Source organism: Streptomyces sp. NPDC030814 (genome assembly GCF_055572155.1).
In genome coordinates this window covers 184,621-202,947 of the sequence record NZ_JBVIDX010000003.1, presented here as the reverse complement: position 1 = coordinate 202,947, position 18,327 = coordinate 184,621, and the positions used below count along the sequence as shown (strand labels likewise).

At 70.7% G+C, this 18,327-nt stretch carries 10 protein-coding genes; 5 read left to right on the top strand and 5 right to left on the bottom strand.

Annotated features, from left to right (window positions below; all coding sequences use genetic code 11):
* Window positions 1-121: 121 nt before the first annotated feature.
* Window positions 122-1,639 (top strand): DUF1996 domain-containing protein, encoded by a 1,518-nt coding sequence (locus ACZ43N_RS07745; protein WP_468095779.1) that lies wholly within the window; start codon window positions 122-124, stop codon window positions 1,637-1,639.
* A gap of 105 nt (window positions 1,640-1,744) precedes the next feature.
* Here the strand turns inward: ACZ43N_RS07745 and ACZ43N_RS07740 are convergent, their stop codons facing one another.
* Window positions 1,745-2,212, bottom strand: a complete 468-nt coding sequence (locus ACZ43N_RS07740) for a hypothetical protein (RefSeq protein WP_468095777.1) — start codon at window positions 2,210-2,212, stop codon at window positions 1,745-1,747.
* 119 nt (window positions 2,213-2,331) lie between these two features.
* On the opposite strand from ACZ43N_RS07740, the gene ACZ43N_RS07735 reads away from it, so the two are divergent.
* The 3 genes from ACZ43N_RS07735 to ACZ43N_RS07725 all read left to right on the top strand — a co-directional run bounded on the left by ACZ43N_RS07735 (window position 2,332) and on the right by ACZ43N_RS07725 (window position 8,478).
* Window positions 2,332-5,460, top strand: a complete 3,129-nt coding sequence (locus tag ACZ43N_RS07735; protein WP_468095776.1) for an alpha-N-acetylglucosaminidase — start codon at window positions 2,332-2,334, stop codon at window positions 5,458-5,460.
* A 257-nt stretch (window positions 5,461-5,717) separates the two neighbouring features.
* Complete coding sequence (locus ACZ43N_RS07730; RefSeq protein WP_468095774.1) at window positions 5,718-7,691, top strand: hypothetical protein; 1,974 nt, start codon at window positions 5,718-5,720, stop codon at window positions 7,689-7,691.
* Between the two features lie 94 nt (window positions 7,692-7,785).
* Window positions 7,786-8,478, top strand: coding sequence for a TetR/AcrR family transcriptional regulator (locus ACZ43N_RS07725; protein WP_468095773.1), 693 nt, complete (start codon window positions 7,786-7,788; stop codon window positions 8,476-8,478).
* Between the two features lie 24 nt (window positions 8,479-8,502).
* On the opposite strand, the gene ACZ43N_RS07720 is transcribed toward ACZ43N_RS07725, so the two are convergent.
* From ACZ43N_RS07720 to ACZ43N_RS07705, 4 genes are all read right to left on the bottom strand, one after another.
* Window positions 8,503-8,859 carry a 5-carboxymethyl-2-hydroxymuconate Delta-isomerase gene (locus ACZ43N_RS07720; RefSeq protein WP_468095772.1) on the bottom strand — a complete coding sequence of 119 codons (357 nt, stop codon included), beginning with the start codon at window positions 8,857-8,859 and terminating at the stop codon, window positions 8,503-8,505.
* Between the two features lie 46 nt (window positions 8,860-8,905).
* Entirely contained in the window at window positions 8,906-10,522 is a 1,617-nt protein-coding gene (locus ACZ43N_RS07715) for a SpoIIE family protein phosphatase (protein ID WP_468095770.1), read from the bottom strand.
* Window positions 10,523-10,587: 65 nt separating this feature from the next.
* The gene (gene pulA / locus ACZ43N_RS07710) at window positions 10,588-16,014 is read right to left on the bottom strand and encodes a pullulanase-type alpha-1,6-glucosidase (protein WP_468095769.1); all 5,427 of its coding nucleotides are present in this window, start codon (window positions 16,012-16,014) and stop codon (window positions 10,588-10,590) included.
* A gap of 158 nt (window positions 16,015-16,172) precedes the next feature.
* Complete coding sequence (locus ACZ43N_RS07705; protein WP_468095768.1) at window positions 16,173-17,555, bottom strand: alpha-amylase; 1,383 nt, start codon at window positions 17,553-17,555, stop codon at window positions 16,173-16,175.
* A gap of 315 nt (window positions 17,556-17,870) precedes the next feature.
* Here ACZ43N_RS07705 and ACZ43N_RS07700 point away from each other — a divergent pair, with 315 nt between their 5' ends.
* On the top strand, window positions 17,871-18,275 hold the full coding sequence (locus tag ACZ43N_RS07700; RefSeq protein ID WP_468095767.1) for a hypothetical protein: 405 nt from the start codon (window positions 17,871-17,873) through the stop codon (window positions 18,273-18,275).
* Window positions 18,276-18,327: the final 52 nt, after the last annotated feature.

Below are 18,327 nucleotides of genomic sequence, written 5' to 3'. Positions count from 1 at the left end.
CACGAATCTCTCATCAATTTGTGAGTCGGCTGAACACTCCTGGGACTCACCGCGTATCTGAGGGCGCCGCTTCACTCCTGTCGGGCGCCTCGATGCCCCGCAAGGAAGTCAGAGGAGTTCCATGGGACGCAACACACGGAAACGACGTTCGCCGCTGGCCGTTCGGGCCATTGCCGCATCCGCGGCGCTCGCGGTAGCGGGCGGCGGTCTGGTCTGGGCGAACTTCTACGCCTCAGCAGGCGAGTCGCAGTCCAAGCCGAACGCCACGCTGGCCGCTGCCCAGGTGGCCACCATCGCCTGCCCTGACGTCGGCCAGAAGCTGACGAACGTTCCCAGCCAGGCGCGCGCGGGAGTCGCCAAGGAGCTGGCGCTGCTGGACCAGCAGATCACCGAGGCCTACAAGCGTCTGGCGGAGACCCGCCAGGCCCAGTCCCGGGACGCCAACTTCGTCAACAACGCCATTCTCAGCCCGCTGAAGTCCAAGCGGACGGCCACCATCGACCGGATCGGCATCAACATCCGGCGCGTGGGCGGTCAGGTTCCGCAGGGCATGGCGCAGCTCGCCGCCTGCCAGAGCAAGACCGACCAGGCGCAGACCACCGCCGGTGGTGCCCAGCAGGGCGGTCAGCAGCAAGGCGGCCAGCAGCAAGGCGGCCAGCAGCAGGGCGGCCAGCAGCAGGGCGGCCAGGGTCAGGGCCAGGGTGGCAACGGCCCGGTGGCCGGGGACTTCATCAACATCAACCAGGTCCAGCCCAACGGCGGCCCGAAGGGCGTGAACGGCAACGGTCTCGCCGCGAACGGCAACGGTGGTTCGCGCGGCTCCTTCACCACGAACTGCGGAAACAACAAGAACGAGATCCGCAACTCGGACAACGTGATCGTGGCCCCCGGCGTCAGCAACGGTGCCCAGCACCAGCACGACTACGTCGGCAACCAGAGCAACAACGCCTTCGCGAGCGACCAGCAGCTGGCCAACGCGCAGACGTCCTGCCAGAACCAGGGCGACAAGTCGTCGTACTTCTGGCCGGTCATCCGCATCCAGGACGGTACGCAGGACATCGACCAGGGCAAGCCCGGTGGTGGCCAGGACAAGAACGTCGGCAAGATCGTCGAGCCGAACCAGGTCCAGCTGAAGTTCGTCGGCAACAAGCGCGGCCCCGTCGTCGCGATGCCGCAGGCCCTGCGCATCATCACCGGTGACGCGAAGGCCTTCGTGAACGGCCTGGGCAACGCCAACACCAACTGGAGCTGCACGGGCTTCGAGAACCGTGTGGTGACGGACAAGTACCCGATCTGCCCGCAGGGCAGCTCCGTGGTGCGGACGTCCTTCTTCCAGAGCTGCTGGGACGGCAAGAACATCGACAGCGCCAACCACCGCACCCACGTGAGCTTCGTCAAGGGTGACGGCAGCTGCGCCAACGGCTTCAAGGCGATCCCCCAGCTCCAGGTCCGCCTGGTCTACAACGTTCCGGCCCCGCAGATCCAGAACGGGCAGGTGAAGAACGCGTACGCGGTCGACTCCTTCCCGGAGAACCTGCACAAGCCGATCACCGACCACAACGACTTCATCAACTTCTTCAACCAGAACACGATGAACAAGATGGTCAACTGCATCAACAACGGCCAGAACTGCAAGTAGTGCGGAAGCGGTTCTGAACGACCGAAGCCGGCGGTGGGAATTCCCACCGCCGGCTTTCGTGTGCCCGCAGGTCCGCGCGGTCGAGCACGACACGCGCGGCTCCGGTCATCCGCTGTGGCCGCCGCCGTGGGTGCCGCTGTCGTTGTGGCTGCCGCCGGGGTTCATGTGCTCCGAGCCCTCCTGCACCTCCCCGCCGAGGGTGCCCCGGAGCCCGGCGACCGTCTTCTTCTCGCCGACGGCGACCCACTTGCGGCCGACGAGGTAGTAGCCGCCGTAGTCCTTGGCGCCGGCGAGCCATTCCGCCTGGCCCCGGTCGGTGGCGAAGGTGGCGAGCACGAACTTGCCGTCGAAGTCGCCGTCCTTGTTCGTGCAGAGGGCCTGACGGATCGTGTCGGCGTCCGTCTGCATGTCCGGCTTGCAGCCCACCTCACCCGCGATGTGCTCCAGGGTCCCGGTGGCCGTCTTGGGAACGGCCGCGCCCCCGTCGTCGGCCGAGCCGCAGCCGGTCAGCGCCAGCAGGGCAGCGACCGCGCCGATCGCGCTTCCCGCGAGCCTCTTCCTCGTCACACTCATTCGTACGTACCTCCGGGTCCGTTCCGGCGACGTGAACGCGCCAGCTCCGTGCGCACCGTTGTTCACGGACGGTCGCCCCGTTAGCGTGCCGCCACTGTCGACACAGGGGGCACACAGACATGAACAGTCCGTCGCGACGCACGGTGCTGGGCTCGGCCGGTGCCATCGGCCTCGGAACCTTACTGGAGTGGTCGGCTCCGGCCCACGCCGCTCAGAGCCCCGGCGGGGGCCCCGTCTTCGATACGGCTCCCGCGCGCTCGGCGCTCAATCGGCTGCTGCCCGACCACGCCGGACAGTTCCGGCTCGGTCTCCTCGACCGCGACGGCGCGGTCGACCGGTTCCGGGTCACCGGCACCACCGGACGCATCCAGGTACGGGCCACCACACCGGCCACCCTGCTCATGGGCGTGCACTGGTACCTCAAGTACGTCTGCGGGGCCCATCTCGCCTGGAACGGCAGCCAACTGAACCTGCCCGCGCGGCTGCCCGCCCCCGCCCGCCCCCTGGAGAGGTCGACCGCCCTCCCCCACCGCTTCGCCCTCAACGACACCAACGACGGCTACACCGCCCCGTACGCCGACTGGCCGTACTGGGAGCACCAGATCGACCTGCTGGCGGCGCACGGCTGCAACGAGGTCCTCGTCATCGCGGGCATGGAGGCCGTCTACCACCGGCTGCTGAAGGACTTCGGCTACTCGGACGAGGAGTCCCGCGCCTGGCTGCCCGCCCCCTCGCACCAGCCCTGGTGGCTGCTGCAGAACCTCTCCGGGTACGGCGGGCCCCTCTCCCCCGAGCTGATCGCCCGCCGGGCCGCGCTGGGCCGCCGTATCGCCGACCGACTGCGCGAACTGGGCATGGCGCCCGTGCTGCCCGGCTACTACGGGCATGTGCCCAAGGAGTTCGTGGAGCGCAACGGCGGTGACGCGCACGTCGTCCCCCAGGGCATCTGGCACGGCTTCGAACGGCCCGACTGGCTCGACCCGCGCACCGACTCCTTCGCCCGGGTCGCCGCCTCCTTCTACCGGCATGTGGAGGACGTGTTCGGTGAGGCGGACCTCTTCAAGATGGACCTCCTCCACGAGGGCGGCACCGCCGGTGACGTTCCCGTCCCGGACGCCGCACAGGGCGTCGAACGCGCCCTTCGCCGGGCGCACCCCGGCGCCACCTGGGTGATCCTCGGCTGGCAGGAGAACCCGCTGCTCGAACTCCTCGACGCCGTCGACCGGTCGAGGATGCTGATCGTCGACGGTGTCTCCGACCGGTACGCGAACGTCACCGACCGGGAACGCGACTGGGGTGGCACGCCGTACTGCTTCGGCACGATCCCCAACTTCGGCGGCCGTACGACGATCGGGGCGCGCGCCCACGTCTGGAACGAGAAGTTCTTCGCCTGGCGGGACAAGGCGGACAGCGCGCTCGTCGGCACGGCGTTCATGCCGGAGGCCACGGACCGCGACCCGGCCGCCTTCGAGTTGTTCTCCGAACTGGCGTGGACGCCGCAGCGGATCGACCGGGCCGCCTGGTTCTCCTCCTACGCCGATCTCCGCTACGGCGGCCGCGACGCCTCGGCCCGCGCCGCCTGGCGGGCCCTGCACGAGACCGCCTACCAGCACCGGGCCACCGAGCGCAGCGATCCCCACGACTCCCTCTTCTGCGCCCGTCCCGACCTGGCCGCCGACCGCGCCGCCGAGTACGCGCCGAGGACACTGACCTACGACCCCGGCCGCTTCGACGCGGCCCTCGCCGGGCTGCTCGGCGTCGCGAAGGGGCTGCGGGGCAGCGCGGCGTACACCCACGACGTGGTGGACGTGGCGCGGCAGGCGCTCGCGCACCGCAGCCGCCAGTACCTGCCGCAGCTGCGGGCGGCGTACCGGCGGGGGGACCTCGCGACCTTCCGGGCCCTGGCCACGCTGTGGCTGCGGCTGATGCGGCTGTCGGACGAGGTGACGGGCGCGCACCGGGCGTTCCTGCTGGGGCCGTGGATCGACGACGCCCGGCGGCTCGCCACGAACGACGCCGAACGGGCGGAGTTCGAACGGACCGCGAAGGTCCTGGTCACGGTGTGGGGCGGGCGCGCCACCTCGGACACGGGGGACCTGCACGAGTACGGCAACCGGGAGTGGAACGGCCTGATGGCCGACTTCTATGTGCCGCGCTGGCAGAAGTGGCTGGACACCCTGGAGGACGCGCTCGCCACCGGGACGGCTCCGGCGGCCGTGGACTGGTTCGCGTTCGAGGAGCCGTGGACCCGGAAGCGTAAGGACTATCCGCTGCGGCCGGTGGGTGACGCGTACCGGCTGGCGACGCGGGTGCGGGACGTGCTGGCGCGGGCTCCGTACCAGGGGACGCTGACCGTCACCGCCGAGCCGCCGGTCCTGCGGCCCGGCGGGAGCGCGCGACTGTCGGCGGGGTTCCGCAACGTCAACGGGCTGCGGGCCACGGGGCGGGTCGACTTCGCGCTCGGCGGCTTCGCGGGCAGGGCCGAGCCGGAGGGCCCGACGTCCCTGGCGAGCGTGTCGGCCGCCGGGTCGGGGACGGTCAGCTGGCGGGCGAGCGCGCCGGGGACGCCGCTGGACCGGCCGCTGCGGCCCCTCCCGTACACGGTCACCGCACGGTACGGGCCGCGCGGCGAGAAGCGGGTGGGCGGACGGTTCGACGGGACGCTCTTCGAGGCGGGGCCGCTGGAATCCGGGTGGGCCACGTACACGAACAACGCCGCCGTGTTCGGGCAGTGGGGCGAGCGGTTCGCGATCGACGGGGGCGGGGCGGATCTGTGGCGGGGGACCTCGGAGTTCGGGACGGTCTACCGGCGTGGCGTGCTGGGGGACGGCGTCACCGTCACCCTCCGCGTCGACGCGCAGGCGGTGACGGGCAACTGGGCGCGGGCGGGAATCGTGGTGCGTGACGCCCTCGGCACGGCCGGGGCCCGGGGGTTCCTGAATCTGGCGGTCACTCCCGCCCACGGGGTGGTGCTGTCGTACGACAGCTCGGGGGACGGGACGCTCGACACGTATCGGCGGGTGACGGGGGTGAAGGCGCCGGTGTGGTTGCGGGTGGTGCGGACGGGGGCGGGGGCGTACACGGGGGAGTTCTCGGTCGACGGCGGGGGCGGGTGGCGGGCGGTCGGCTCGTTGCGTGTGCCCGGGGGTTCGGGTGACGGGCAGGACGTGGGGATGTTCATGACCGCGGCGCACGGGGGGTCGGGGGCACGGGGTCTGGTCGAGTTCAGCGGCTGGTCGCTCACCTAGGGACGTACGTGCGGGTGAGTGGGGGCTTGTCGCGCGGTTTCCCGCGCCCCTGAAAAGCGACCGGGGCTGCCCCCGTGCTTTTCAGATGAAGCTGGGCCCCAGGCCCATGCTTCAGGGGCGCGGGGAACTGCGCGAGAAACCACGAACCACCGGCACCCGCCGACGAACCCGCACCCCCCCCCACCCCCTGAGGCGCCCGCCCCCACCCCAGCGGAGCGGCAAGGTGACCATCTCAAGATTCGCTCGTTCTGCTGAACGTGCAGTCACAGGATGTCGCCCCTCGCCCCGCAGGTTCCCGCGACCGAGAGTCGGTGGTGGATGTCGAGCAGGCGGAGGCCGCGCTCGTCGAGCACTATCCGCGGCTGGTCCGGCTCGCGTACCTCACGCTGCCGCAGGGCCTGGGCCGCAACCGGCGGGTGCTGACGGCGCACTCGGTGACGCAGCGGGCCCTGCCGCGGGGCCGGCGGTCGACCTCCCTGATCCCGGCGCAGGCGACGGGGCGGGACCGGGATCCTGGATACGCCTACGTCCGCCTCCAGGTCGTGCGCTGCGCACTGGAGGCGGGTCGGCCCCTGTTCCACGGGGCCGCCTGGCCCAGGCGGTCCTCATTGCCGCCGCTGCTGCCCCGGGTGTGGGGGCTGCGGCTGTTCCCCCGGTCCGGCAGCACCGATGAACTCGCTCTGGACCAGCGGCTGTCGGCCCTGCCGGCCCCGGCGCGGGCCGCGTATGTGCTGCGCGGGCTGGAGAGGCTCCCGGACCGGGTGGTCCGGACCCTGCTGGAGGAGGCGGGGGTCGAGGATCCGGCGTCCGCGCTGGCCGAGGCCGCCGCCGTACCGGCCGAGCAGTACGCCCTGCTCGCCTCACCCGAGTTCGACGCCTGTTCGCTGCGCGCCCGGCCGACCGACCTCATGCGGCGCCGTCACCATGTGCGGGCCGCCGTGGCCGCAACCGCCGCGGTGGTGGTCTGCGGGGCACTGCTCGGTCTGCCCGGTGACGCGTGGGGGCCGGACGACGCGGCGGCTCCCCCGTACGCCCGGAACCCCGCCGCCCAGGCCGCCCTCGATCCGGGCCGGTTGACGACGACGGCGGCCACGACCTGGCGGGCGACCGGCCGCACCGACTTCTCCACCTGGCCCGCGCGCGGCGGCCTCACCGACGACAAGGACCTGCTGCGGCGGGCCCTCGCCGTCTGGGCCCGCCCCGGCGAGGCCGTGCGGACCTCGGTGACCCCCGGCACCCAGGCGGGCCCGCCGCCCGGTCCGCCCCAGCTGCTGTTCGCGGGCAAGGTCGACGACCTGCGTGTGGTGCTCCTGTACGACGGCCTGCGCATCGCCCGCTACGCCGAGCCGCTCGACAACCCCGGCGTCGCCGCCCTCGACCTCTCCCGGGTCGACGGTGCGACCGGCGGTGGGGCCGCCGCGCTGCTGCTGGGCCGGGCCGACGGCAACGTCCGCTATCTGACGGCCCCCTGGGTACGGAAGGCGGCCGTACGGGACCTGACCCGGGTCTCGGACGAGGTGGCGCCCCTCGCGCTGTCGAAGGACGGGGTGACGGGACCGTTCGCCGGCCCGGCGGCGCGGGCCGGCGCGTGCGAGTCCTGGGACGTGCTGCAACTGACCGAGGCGTCGGGGCGGACCCGGCTGCTGACCGACCTCCTGGAGGTGGTCCCCGCGCACCTCACCGTCGGACACCCGTCGTCGGCCCCGGCCCGGGAGGCCACCAGGGCGCCGGGGGCGTGGGCGCCCTTCGCCTGCTCCCTGGCCGCCGTACGGTCGCAGGGCGTACGGGCCGTGAACGCCTGGCACTTCGCCCGGCAGCCGTTGCCCGACGGCAGCGGCACCGCGGACTGGGTCTGCACTCGCGCCGAGACCTGGCGGGGCGCGGGCACCCGGGTGCTGGCCCAGTTCGGCGCCCCCGGCGGTGCCTTCGTCACCGCGGCCGTCGACGGGGTCCCCGCCTGCGGCCCCGCCGATCCCCATGTCCTCGCCGCCGCCCCGTGGAAGTCCGCGGCGGGCGACTCCTACCTCCTTGCCGCCGGTGCCGGGGACACCGTCTCCGTCGAGGTGAGCGGCGGGGTGACGGGCTCGGCACCGGGCCGTCTGCTCGCCGTACGGGCCGAAGCAGGCGCCCGGGCCGAGCTGAAGGGGACGCTGGCCAACGGCCGGACGATCGACGGTCTTCAGTCCGACGCCCGGGGAACGGGCCCACGCGGGAAGGGCGCTGCGCGGTGAGCGGAGCGATCCGTTCCAGTCAGCCGATCCATGGCCTGCCCGATCCCCCAGATCCAGCCGGTCGAAGGCCGGAATGAATCGGTAAGGTGTTCGCATGAGAACCGGTGTGCGCCGCAGGATGGGTGTGGAGGAACGACGGCAGCAGTTGATCGGCGTCGCCCTCGACCTCTTCAGCCGGCGCTCGCCCGAAGAGGTCTCCCTCGACGAGATAGCGACGGCGGCCGGTATCTCCCGGCCGCTCGTCTATCACTACTTCCCCGGCAAACTCAGCCTGTACGAGGCCGCGTTGCAGCGTGCCTCGGAAGATCTGGCGGATCGTTTCGTCGAGTCCCGCGAAGGTCCGCTCGGGGGCCGTCTGCTGCGGATGATGCGCCGCTTCTTCGACTTCGTCGACGAGTACGGCCCCGGCTTCTCCGCCTTGTTGCGCGGCGGGCCGTCCGTCGGCTCCTCGCGTACGAACGCCCTCGTCGACGGCGTTCGGCAGGCCGCCTATGTCCAGATCCTGTCGCACCTCGACATCAAGGACCCGCCCGCGCGCCTCGAACTGGTCATCCGCTCCTGGATCTCCCTGGCCGAATCCACCGCCCTCGTCTGGCTGGACGGCCGTGAGATCCCCCGGAGGGAGCTGGAGACCCAGCTCGTGCACGACTTCGCCGCGCTCATGGCGGTGAGCGCGGCGTCCGACGAGGAGATGGCGGCGATCCTGCGCCAGGTGATCGCCGACGAACCGGAGGACGGTCCGTTCGGCGATCTGGTGGGTCGCCTGGTCACCCTGACGCGGCCCTGATCCGAACGACGAGTCCTGGACCTTCTAGACCTCGAACTTCCGGTAGGAGGGGTCGAGGTCCCGTACCTCCGCCGAGGCGTGGAAGGCCAGCCCCTCCGCCACCTTCACGTACTCGCGGAGCAGGTCCAGCACGTTCTCCGTCAGCGTCGCCTTGGTCTCGTCGGTCCGGCCCGCGAGCAGCCCCAGCGTGACGTGCACGACGCCATGCCCTTCGGTGTCGGGGCCGACCGTCGTGTCCTCGGTCCGCCGGAACTGCGTCTTGCAGGCCTCCGGCTTGGCCACGGCGGTCCGTACGACCTCCTCGTGCAGGGCCTTCGCGAACCCGGGCCGGTCGAAACCCTCGGAGAGTACGGCGGAGTAGTCCACGGTGATCTGCGGCATCGGTGCGCTCCTCGGCAAGGTGTTCCAGCGGCTGGAAGAGATCAGCTCACCCTAGCCGGAGGCGGAGCGCGAGCATCGCGATGTCGTCATCCCGGTCCCGCCCGAAGCAGTGCAGCAGGGTGTCGCAGAGGGCGGCCGTGCCGATCGGGGCGTCCGCCGCGGCGGTCCGCAGCTGCTCCATGGACACCGAGAGATCGACGCCGCGGGTCTCGATGAGCCCGTCGGTGATCATCAGGAGCCGGTCCGTGGGCCAGAGCGTCGTCTCCGTGGGCTCGGGCCGTTCGAGCCCGAGTCCGAGGAGGGGCCCCGAGGCCTTCACGTACGCGGCGTCGCCGGCCTCGTGGACGACCAGAGGCGGGATGTGGCCGGCGTTGGCGACGCGCAGGCGTCCGCTGCGGGGCTCGACGAGGGCGAGGCAGACCGTGGCGGTGACGTCGGGGTGGTAGTGCTGGAGCATCTGGTCGAGCCGTGCGGCCAGCACTCCGGGGTCGGCCTCCTCCACCGCGAAGGCCCGTAGGGCGTGCCGGATCTCGACCATCACGGTGGCCGCCTCCAGGGAGTGCCCGACGACGTCGCCGACGGCGGTGAGGATGCCGCCCGGGGTGGAGACGGCGGCGTAGAAGTCGCCCCCGATCTCGGTCTCGCGGGACGCGGGGACATAGCGGACGACCACTTCCAGGCCGGGGAACTCGGGCACTCGTTTGGGCAGGAAGCTGTGCTGGAGGGTGAGGGCGACATGCCGCTCGACCTGGTACATGAGCAGCGGCTGCGCGGCGAGCGCGGTGGCCTGGGCGAGCCGGGAGACGAGGCCGATGGTGTCGGGGCAGGTGCCGCGGGGGCCGGCCAGGGGCACGGCGACACACACGGGGGCGCCGCCCTCGGTGCGGGCGAGCACCAGACGGGCGTCCTCGAACACGCCCGGCCGGAAGAAACCGGCGGGCCACAGCGGGGCGGGGATGACGGTGTCGTGCGCACCGGGGGCGGCGGCGGTGACCCGCTGGATGAGCCGCGCCACGGCGTCGTGTGCGTCGCCGTCGGGGAGGCTGGAGCGGGCCCGGGCGTGGGAGGTGCCGCTGCAGAGTTCGCCGTCCTCGCCGAGCACGAACACGGCGGCCGGTGACCGCGTGAGCCGGGCGGCGCCCTCGGCGGCGGCCTCGGCCAGTTCTCCGAGGGTGCGGGCGGCCTGGACGTCGACGACGGTCTCGGAGAGCAGCATGAGCCGGCGGACGAGGGCCTCGGCGTCGTTGCGCATCCGGGCGCCCCGTACGGCGGCGCGGACGACCGCCTGGATCTCCTCGGGTTCGGCGGGCACCGTCAGATAGGCCTCGCCGCCGGCGTCGAGGCCCCGGCAGCGGTCGCCGGGGGCGATGGCGGCTGCGGAGAAGTGGACGACGGGGAGGGCCGCCGTCGGGGGTTGTGCCTTGAGCCGGCGGCAGAGTTCGAAGCCGCTCATGTCGGGGAGACCGACGTCCACGAGGGCCACGTCGGGCAGGGCGCCCGAGCGGAGCCGTACGCCGAGTTCGGTGAGGGCCTCCCCGGCGCTGGCGACGGGGACGACGCTGTGGCCGGCCCTGCGGAGCACCGCGCCCATGGCGTAACGGCTGGCGGCCGCGTCGTCGACCACCAGAACGGTGGTGCGTGCTTCGTCGGCCAGGAGACTCATACGGCCCGTCCCTGAGGCTTGGGTGGTGCAGGCCCCTTTCCACCTGCACCACCCAAGCTAGCGGCCTACCGGTTCGAGCGTGCGAATACCGCCACGGTCCGCCCCGGAACGGCGAACGTGCCCGATTCCGCTTCGTACGACGCGGATTTGACGGTAGAGTCCGCGCCCTCCGCCTGCACCGGATGCAGGGCGTAGGCCGTTCCGGCCAGGTCCGTCACCTTCTGCCGCGCCTTCTCGGGGGTGGCGTTGAAGACGACGACCAGGTCGCCGAGTTCCATGGTGATGACGCCGGGGGTCTCGTCCCTGCCCGACAGGGGGAAGGAGAGCTTCGACTGGACCTGTCCGGTGGTGTCGAGGGAGAAGTCGCCCTCTGTCGAACGGATGTGCAGCAGGTCCCGGTACGCGGCCGACGCGCCCTCGATCTGCTCGCAGCCGACGGCGACCGAGGTCAGTAGGGGCCTGGCGTAGGGCCACTTGGCCTTGTTGTCGGCGGCCGGGGGCAGACCGCGCCCGAAGCCGTTGCCGTCGCGGCAGTCCCAGTGGATCGCGTTGAACCAGTCGCCGCTGTCGTAGGAGTTGCGGTCGAGGGACTTGGAGCGCAGCAGGTCGGTGCCCGCCTGCGAGAGGGCCGGGCCCTGGGAGAGGGCGGCCGTCGCCATGGCGAGGACCTGCATGCGCGCCCGGTCGGCGGCGCTCGTCGACTTCGGCAGTTTGAAGGCCAGCGCGTCGAACAGCGACTCGTTGTCGTGGGCGTCGACGTAGGCGAGGGCGTCGCCCGGGGCGTCCGCGTAGCCGGCGGCGCTGCCGTTGTAGTCGACCTCGGAGCCCTTGACCTCCTTGCCGCTGGTGTCGGTGAACCGGTAGTTCGCGAGGTTGCCGCTCAGGCCGACCTTGACGAGGTCCTGGTAGTGCAGCAGCCGGGACCTCTGCTCGGCCGGGGTGCCGTTGCTCCCTGAGGAGTTGGGCTCGGTGTAGAGGCCGGAGGCGAAGCCCTGGACGCCGGGGTCCTCGTCGAAGGGACCACCGCCGCGGACGGCGTCACGGGCGCGGTCGGAGAAGGTGGCGATGCCCGTGCCGGCCATGTTCTTCTGCGTGGCCTGCGTGAAGCGGGCGTCGTCGGCGACCTCGCCGAAGTTCCAGCCCTCCCCGTACAGGATGATCTTCTTGCCGTCGACGCCGTCCTGGGCGGGGGTCAGCGCGTCGAGGGCCTTGCGGACGGCGAGGATGTTGGCCTTGGGGTGGTGGCCCATCAGGTCGAAGCGGAAGCCGTCGACCTTGTACTCCTTGGCCCAGGTGACGATCGAGTCGACGACGAGCTTGCCCATCATCGTGTTCTCGGGCGCGGTGTTGGCGCAGCAGGTGCTGGTCGCCACGGAGCCGTCGGCGAGGAGCCGCTGGTAGTAGCCGGGGACGACCTTGTCGAGGACGCTGGTCTTCGCCTGGCCGCTCGCGGTGGTGTGGTTGTAGACCACGTCCATCACGACCCGCAGCCCGTCGTCGTTGAGCGACTTCACCATCTTCCGGAATTCGACCGTGCGCCGCGTCCCGTCCGGGTCGGTCGCGTACGAGCCCTCGGGGACCGTGTAGTGGTACGGGTCGTAGCCCCAGTTGTAGGCGTCCTTCGGCGCGGCCTTCGCCACGCACTCCTGCTGCTGGTCGGAGTCGGCGGCGTAGGAGCCGAGGTCGCAGTCGACGGTGGCCTGGTCGGCCTTCTTCTCGGGGATGGTGGCGATGTCGAAGGCGGGCAGCAGGTGCACGTACGAGGTGCCGGCCTTCGCCAGCTGCCGCAGGTGCTGGGAGCCGGCGCTGTCCTTGTCGGTGAAGGCGAGGTAGGTGCCCTGGTCCTTCGCGGGGACCGTCTTGTCGGCGATGGAGAAGTCGCGGATGTGCAGCTCCTGGATCCGCGCGTCCTTCAGGGGTACGGCCTTGGGCTTGTCGTACGACGTCCAGCCGCGCGGCGCGAGGGACCGGTCGGCGAGGTCGACGACGAGGCTCCGCTCGGAGTCGGCGGTGAGTGCGACGGAGTACGGGTCGGTGACCTTGTTGGTGACGACCTTGCCGGCGGTGGGCGCCCACACCTCCACGGCGTACCGGTAGGGCTTGCCCTTCCAGGACTTGGGGCCGGTGACGGACCAGACGCCGGTGGCGCCGTCCCGCTTCATGACCACCTTCGTGCCGTCGAGGTCGAGGGAGACCCGCTGCGCGGTGGGCGCCCAGACGGCGAGGGTGGGACGGCCGTCGCGGAAGGTCGGGCCGAGGTCGGCGTCCGATCCGTCGTAGAGGTCGTCGAGCACACCGGCGATCTGCACGCCCGTCGCCGCGAGCACGGCGCCGTTCACGGCCCGCTGGGAGGCGACGAGCTGGCCGCGCAGGGCCTCACGCACCCGGTCGCGGTCCCGGGGGTCGACGGTCCAGGCGGTGTAGGACTTCAGGTGCGGGAACCTCGCCTTCTGGGCGTCGGTCAGGGACGACTTGGTCAGGCGGATCCAGCGCTCGTCGGTGCTGGTGAGCGCGCCGTCCTTGACCGTGATCGAGCCGGTGCGGGAGGACAGCAGCTGGGTGGAGGCGGCGGCCTCGTTCCCGTTCCAGGCGAGGGTGTTCCGGTCGATCCAGACCGCCTTGGAGGTGGTCAGGTCGAGCGCGGCGGCGGACCCGGCCGGCTGCGGGAGCAGGTACTTCTCCTGGCCGCTCAGCAGCCACACCTCGTGCCCGTTCGCCTTGAGGTCGAGGGACTGGTCGGCGGGGAGGTCCTTCTCGTCGCCCTTGTGGAGGATGTAGCTGAGGCTGGTGGCGCCCTCGGAGAGCGGCACCTCGAAGACGGCGCCGTACGCGTCGGTCCTCACCGGCTCCAGGGGCTTGGACCAGTCGGTGGGGTTCGCGGCGCCGCTCCAGACGTGCAGGCCCCAGCCGTCGTACTTCCCGTCGGCTCGGTGGTAGTGGAGGACGGCCTTGGACTTGTCCTGCTCCGGGTACTCGGCCGCCGGCTTCTCCGTGCGTACGGCTTCCTTGCCCTGCTCGACCCAGATCTCGCCGGTCCTGGTGACGTCGATGGAGCGGTCGGCGGAGACGTCCTTGGTGCCGTCCTTGTCGATGACGAGGTAGCCGACGCTGGAGGCGCCGGGCTTCAGCTTGACGTGGGCGAAGGCGCCGTAGGCGTCCCGTCCGACGAAGTCGTGCCCCTCCGGCCAGGTCGTGCCCTCGCCGTCGGCGATGTCGCCCCAGGCGTACAGCCGCCAGTCGGTGTAGTCGCCGTCGGCGCGCTTGTAGTGGACGATCGCGTAGTCGCGGGAGGAGGCGGTGGGGATCTCGGGGGCGGGCGGGGTGCCGGTGGTGGAGGCCGCCGTGGTGCTCGCGGTGCGGCCGGCCGAGTCGATCACGACGGCCTTGTAGCGCAGGGCGGTTCCGGCCGGTACGTCCTTGCCGATGGTGTGGGTGACCTTGTAGGGGGCGTGGTCGGCGGAGCCCAGCGTCTTCCACTTGCCGTTGCCGGTCTGGGCGGCGAAGACCACGCGGTTGAGCTGACCGCCGTCGACATCGGCGCCGATCTCGACCGTGCCGGTGGCTCCGGCGGCCGGGGCCTTGAGCGTGAGGGACGGCTTGGCGGCGGGCTTGCCGAGCCTGCCGGCGGCCTTGAGGACGATGGACGAGCCGGCCGGGACGGTGACGGTCACCTTGCGGTCGGCGTCGCTCTTGACCTTGGCGGCCGTCCCGTAGATCCCCTTGAAGGTCATGCCCGCCGAACCCGTCGCGAAGGTCGCCGACCTGGCGTCGTCCGCGTTGTTGAAGGCGACGACGTACTCGACGCCGGTGCGGGCGTCGGTGCGGGAGAAGGCGTAGATGCCCGCGCCGTCGTCCGCGTGGCGCTCGGTCTGGACGCCGTCGGCGAGGGCCGGGTTGGCCTTGCGGAGCTTGGCGAGGGCGCTGATCTGCCGGTAGAGCGGCGCGCTCGTGTCGTAGGCGTCCGTGGCATGGGTGCGGTCGGTGCCCAGCTGGTCGTCGTCCAGGTAGTCGGCGACCTTGGAGGCGAAGAGGGTCTGGCGGGCGTCCTTGTCGCCGCCGGCGCCGGTGAAGCCCTGCTCGTCGCCGTAGTAGACGACCGGGCTGCCGCGGGTGAGGAACATCAGCTCGTTGGCGAGCCGGTCCTTGGCGAGCAGCTCGGCGTCTGTGGCCTTCGGGTTGTCCTGCTTCAGGAAGGTCCCGATGCGGCCCATGTCGTGGTTGCCGAGGAAGGTGACCTGCTCGTACGCGTTGGCCTTGTCGGTCGTGTACTTGTAGTCGTCACCGAGGACGGCGGCGAGCTTCTTGGCGCTGCCGCTCTGGGAGGCGTACGACCGTGCCGCGTCCTGGAAGGGGAAGTCGAGCGTGGAGTCGAGGCGGCCCTGGGTGACGTACGGGGAGGTCACGGAGGTGTCGGCGGAGTAGACCTCGCCGAACATGAAGAAGTCGTCGCGGCCCTTCTTCGCCGCGTACGCGTCGAGCGCGGTAGCCCACTGGGTCCAGAACTCGGTGTTGACGTGCTTCACGGTGTCGATCCGGAAGCCGTCGATGCGGAAGTCCCTGACCCACTTCTCGTAGATCTTCTCCATGCCCTCGACGACCTCGGGACGCTCGGTCCACAGGTCGTCGAGCCCGACGAAGTCGCCGTAGGTGGCGGACTCGCCGGCCCAGGTGGAGTCGCCCCGGTTGTGGTACATCGTCGGGTCGTTGAGCCAGGCCGGGACCTTGAGGTTCTTCTTCGCGGCCGGGACGACGGGGGTCCGGGGGAAGGAGTCCCGGTCGACCTTCGGGAACGCCTTGGCGCCGTCCGCGTAGTCGGCGTCGTCGAAGGGCTTCCCGTCCTTGGTGAGGTAGGGGAAGGCCCCCTTGGAGAGGTAGTCGTAGGACTTCTCCTCGTAGTCGACGACGTCCGCCGTGTGGTTGGTGATGACGTCGAAGAAGACCTTCATGCCCTTGGCGTGGGCCTTGGAGATGAGGGTCTCCAGGTCCTTGTTGGTGCCGAAGTGCGGGTCGACCTTGGTGAAGTCGGTGATCCAGTAGCCGTGGTAACCGGCGGACGCGTTCTCGCCGGTGCCCTGGACGGGCTGGTTCTTGAAGATGGGGGCCAGCCAGATGGCGGTGGTGCCGAGGCCCTTGATGTAGTCGAGCCGCTGGGTGAGGCCCTTCAGGTCACCGCCCTGGTAGAAGCCCTTGTCGGTGGGGTCGTACCCGGTGGCGAGGCGGGAGCCGGTCAGTCCGCCCTTGTCGTTCGCCTTGTCCCCATTGGCGAAACGATCCGGCAGGACGAAGTAGAACTGCTCGCGGGTCAGGTCGTGGCGGGCGGGCTCGGCGGCCAGCTTCGCGTCGGACGGCGGCGGGGGCGGTGCCGCGGCCCCTGCCGCGAGCGGCTGGACGAGCGCCGCGGTCAGCGCGGTCACGGTGACCGCGCTGACCACTGCGGCCCGTTCGGCACGGGCGGTACGGCGCCTCGACGGCGTCGGCCATCTCGGTATCACAGAGGGACTCCTAGCGATGACGGCTCTGGGGGCGTTGTGAAAGTCCCGCACAACGCCCTCTGGGTGGGTCCGACCCCGCGCGACCGTATCGCCGCCGAAAGCTTTTCAGCAAGAGGCTTGAAAGCAGCGGTAAGTGCTTTCAGCTCCGACCGAGTGGGTCAACAGCCGGACTTACCGGCATAGATCGCCAGCGCCGTGTTGGAGCCGAGGGTGGCGGTGAACTGGCCGGAGCCGTTCACGGTGACCGTCGTGTTGTTCTGGACGTTGCAGTACGTACCGGCGGGCAGGGACGTCTGATACGTACGGGTCAGGCCGGCCGACTCGTGGTTGATGGCCACGTAGCCCTTGTTGCCGCGTCCGAACGCGATCGCGTCGCCTCCGTTGTCCCACCAGTTGGTGACGGGCTCACCGCGCGTGGCGTTCCGGAAGGGCACCATGCGCACGATCTCCGGCCAGGCGTGCTGACACTTCCAGCCGTCCTGCCAACAGGCGTTGACCGTACCGTTGTTGGGCGGTCCGGCGTCCGTGGAGGAGAACTCGTAGCCGGAGTTGATGTCGGGGGCGCCGTACGGGTACGCCAGCATGAAGACGTTGGCGAGGGTGTAGTTGGCGTTGTCCTTGTAGCTGAGCGTGGAGCCGTTGCGCTCGGTGTCGTGGTTGTCGACGAAGACGCCGGCGACGGAGCCGCTCATATAGCCCCAGCCCTCGCCGTAGTTCTTGAGGTAGGCGAGGTTCTCGTTGTTGAAGACCCGCTTGAGGTCGAACGCGTAACGGAACTCCTGGACATCCCCGTTGCCCGTGTACTCGGTCGGCTGGACGGCCTCGCCGGAGCCGTATATGGCCTCCTGTTTCCAGTAGACCGAGGGGTTGGTCAGGCGCGACTTGATGTTGGCGAGGTCGGCTGCCGGGATGTGCTTGGCAGCGTCGATGCGGAAGCCGTCGACGCCGTACCCGATCAGGGTGTTCATGTACCCGGCGATGGCCGAGCGGACGTAGTCCTCGCCGGTGTCCAGGTCGGGGAGGCCCACCAGTTCGCAGTTCTGGACGTTGGCGCGGTCCTGGTAGTTGGTGATCTGCGCGGTGCAGTTGTCGAAGTCGAACGAGGAGTACAGACCGGGGTAGGTGTACTTCGTGTACGACGAGCCGCCGGTGCCGGTGCCGCTGCCCGCCGCCATGTGGTTGACGACCGTGTCGACGACGACCTTCACACCGGCTGCGTGACACGTGTCGATCATGTTCTTGAACGCGGTGGTGTCACCGAGCCGGCCCGCGATCCGGTAGCTCACCGGCTGGTACGACGTCCACCACTGCGAGCCCTGTATGTGCTCGGCGGGCGGCGAGACCTGGACGTATCCATAGCCGTTGGGACCGAGGGTGGTGGTGCACTCCTTGGCTACCGAGTCGAATTTCCACTCGAAGAGGACGGCGGTGACATCCTTCGTGCCGGGCGGGGAGGCGTATGCGCCGCCTGTCGGCACGGCGAGCGCGAGGGACGCGCCCGCCGCGAGGGCGAGCACGCCGGAGAGGGTTCTGCTGGCCATGTGGGGTCCTTCTCCGTTGAAGGGGTCCTGGGGAGTTCCGAAGGGGAGTTCGGAAGGGTGCACGCAAGATCCGTTGCCGATTCTTGCTGCAAGATGGCTGAAAACTTTCAACCGCCCAGAAGGTACGAGTCAGTTCGTCGAACGGTCAACCCTCCCGACACACGTTCTTCACCCATGCGAAATGTCTTCACAGGCACGGGGGTTGAGGATGCGCGGGGGCACCTCAGCACGCGGGGGCACCTGAGCACGGGTACTCGGAGGGAACTGAGTAGGTGCGCTCTGCCGGGCGCCGCGGACAGCCGGAACGCTGATGGCATGACTCGACGACAGAGCAACCCCGCCGCCCAGCTGTTGACGGTTCTCGTGCTGGCCGCGGCGTCATCGGTGATGTGGGCCGCCTGGCTGGGCTGGGACCAGCGGCGGGATGTGCACCCCGACGGTTCGACGACCGGACCGTACGAGGCGTGGCAGGTGATCGGGCTGGTGCTGACCCTGCTGGCAGCGGTGTACTGGGCGGCGTCGCACCGCTACTTCGTGGGCGCGGTGGCCGGGACCACGGCCGGGCTGACCGTCGCCTCGTTCTACGACTGGTCGGACGACGCGAGCGGCCTCTACGGCATAGGCGTGGGCCTGGTGATGCTCGGGAGCCTCGCCGCGACCGCCACCGTCTCCGCGGTGATCGCCGCCGCGAAGGGGGACAGCGGCCGGGTCACGGCGTGACGGCCGGGCCTCCGGACGACGACTGAGGCCCGCCACCCCCGGAAGGAGCGGC

What these genes read in the sequence shown, in the direction of transcription:
- ACZ43N_RS07745 (WP_468095779.1), top strand. Translation starts at nt 122, where the DNA reads ATGGGACGCAACACACGGAAACGACGTTCGCCGCTGGCCGTTCGGGCC.
- ACZ43N_RS07740 (WP_468095777.1), bottom strand. Translation starts at nt 2,212, where the DNA reads ATGAGTGTGACGAGGAAGAGGCTCGCGGGAAGCGCGATCGGCGCGGTC.
- ACZ43N_RS07735 (WP_468095776.1), top strand. Translation starts at nt 2,332, where the DNA reads ATGAACAGTCCGTCGCGACGCACGGTGCTGGGCTCGGCCGGTGCCATC.
- ACZ43N_RS07725 (WP_468095773.1), top strand. Translation starts at nt 7,786, where the DNA reads ATGAGAACCGGTGTGCGCCGCAGGATGGGTGTGGAGGAACGACGGCAG.
- ACZ43N_RS07720 (WP_468095772.1), bottom strand. Translation starts at nt 8,859, where the DNA reads ATGCCGCAGATCACCGTGGACTACTCCGCCGTACTCTCCGAGGGTTTC.
- ACZ43N_RS07715 (WP_468095770.1), bottom strand. Translation starts at nt 10,522, where the DNA reads ATGAGTCTCCTGGCCGACGAAGCACGCACCACCGTTCTGGTGGTCGAC.
- ACZ43N_RS07705 (WP_468095768.1), bottom strand. Translation starts at nt 17,555, where the DNA reads ATGGCCAGCAGAACCCTCTCCGGCGTGCTCGCCCTCGCGGCGGGCGCG.
- ACZ43N_RS07700 (WP_468095767.1), top strand. Translation starts at nt 17,871, where the DNA reads ATGACTCGACGACAGAGCAACCCCGCCGCCCAGCTGTTGACGGTTCTC.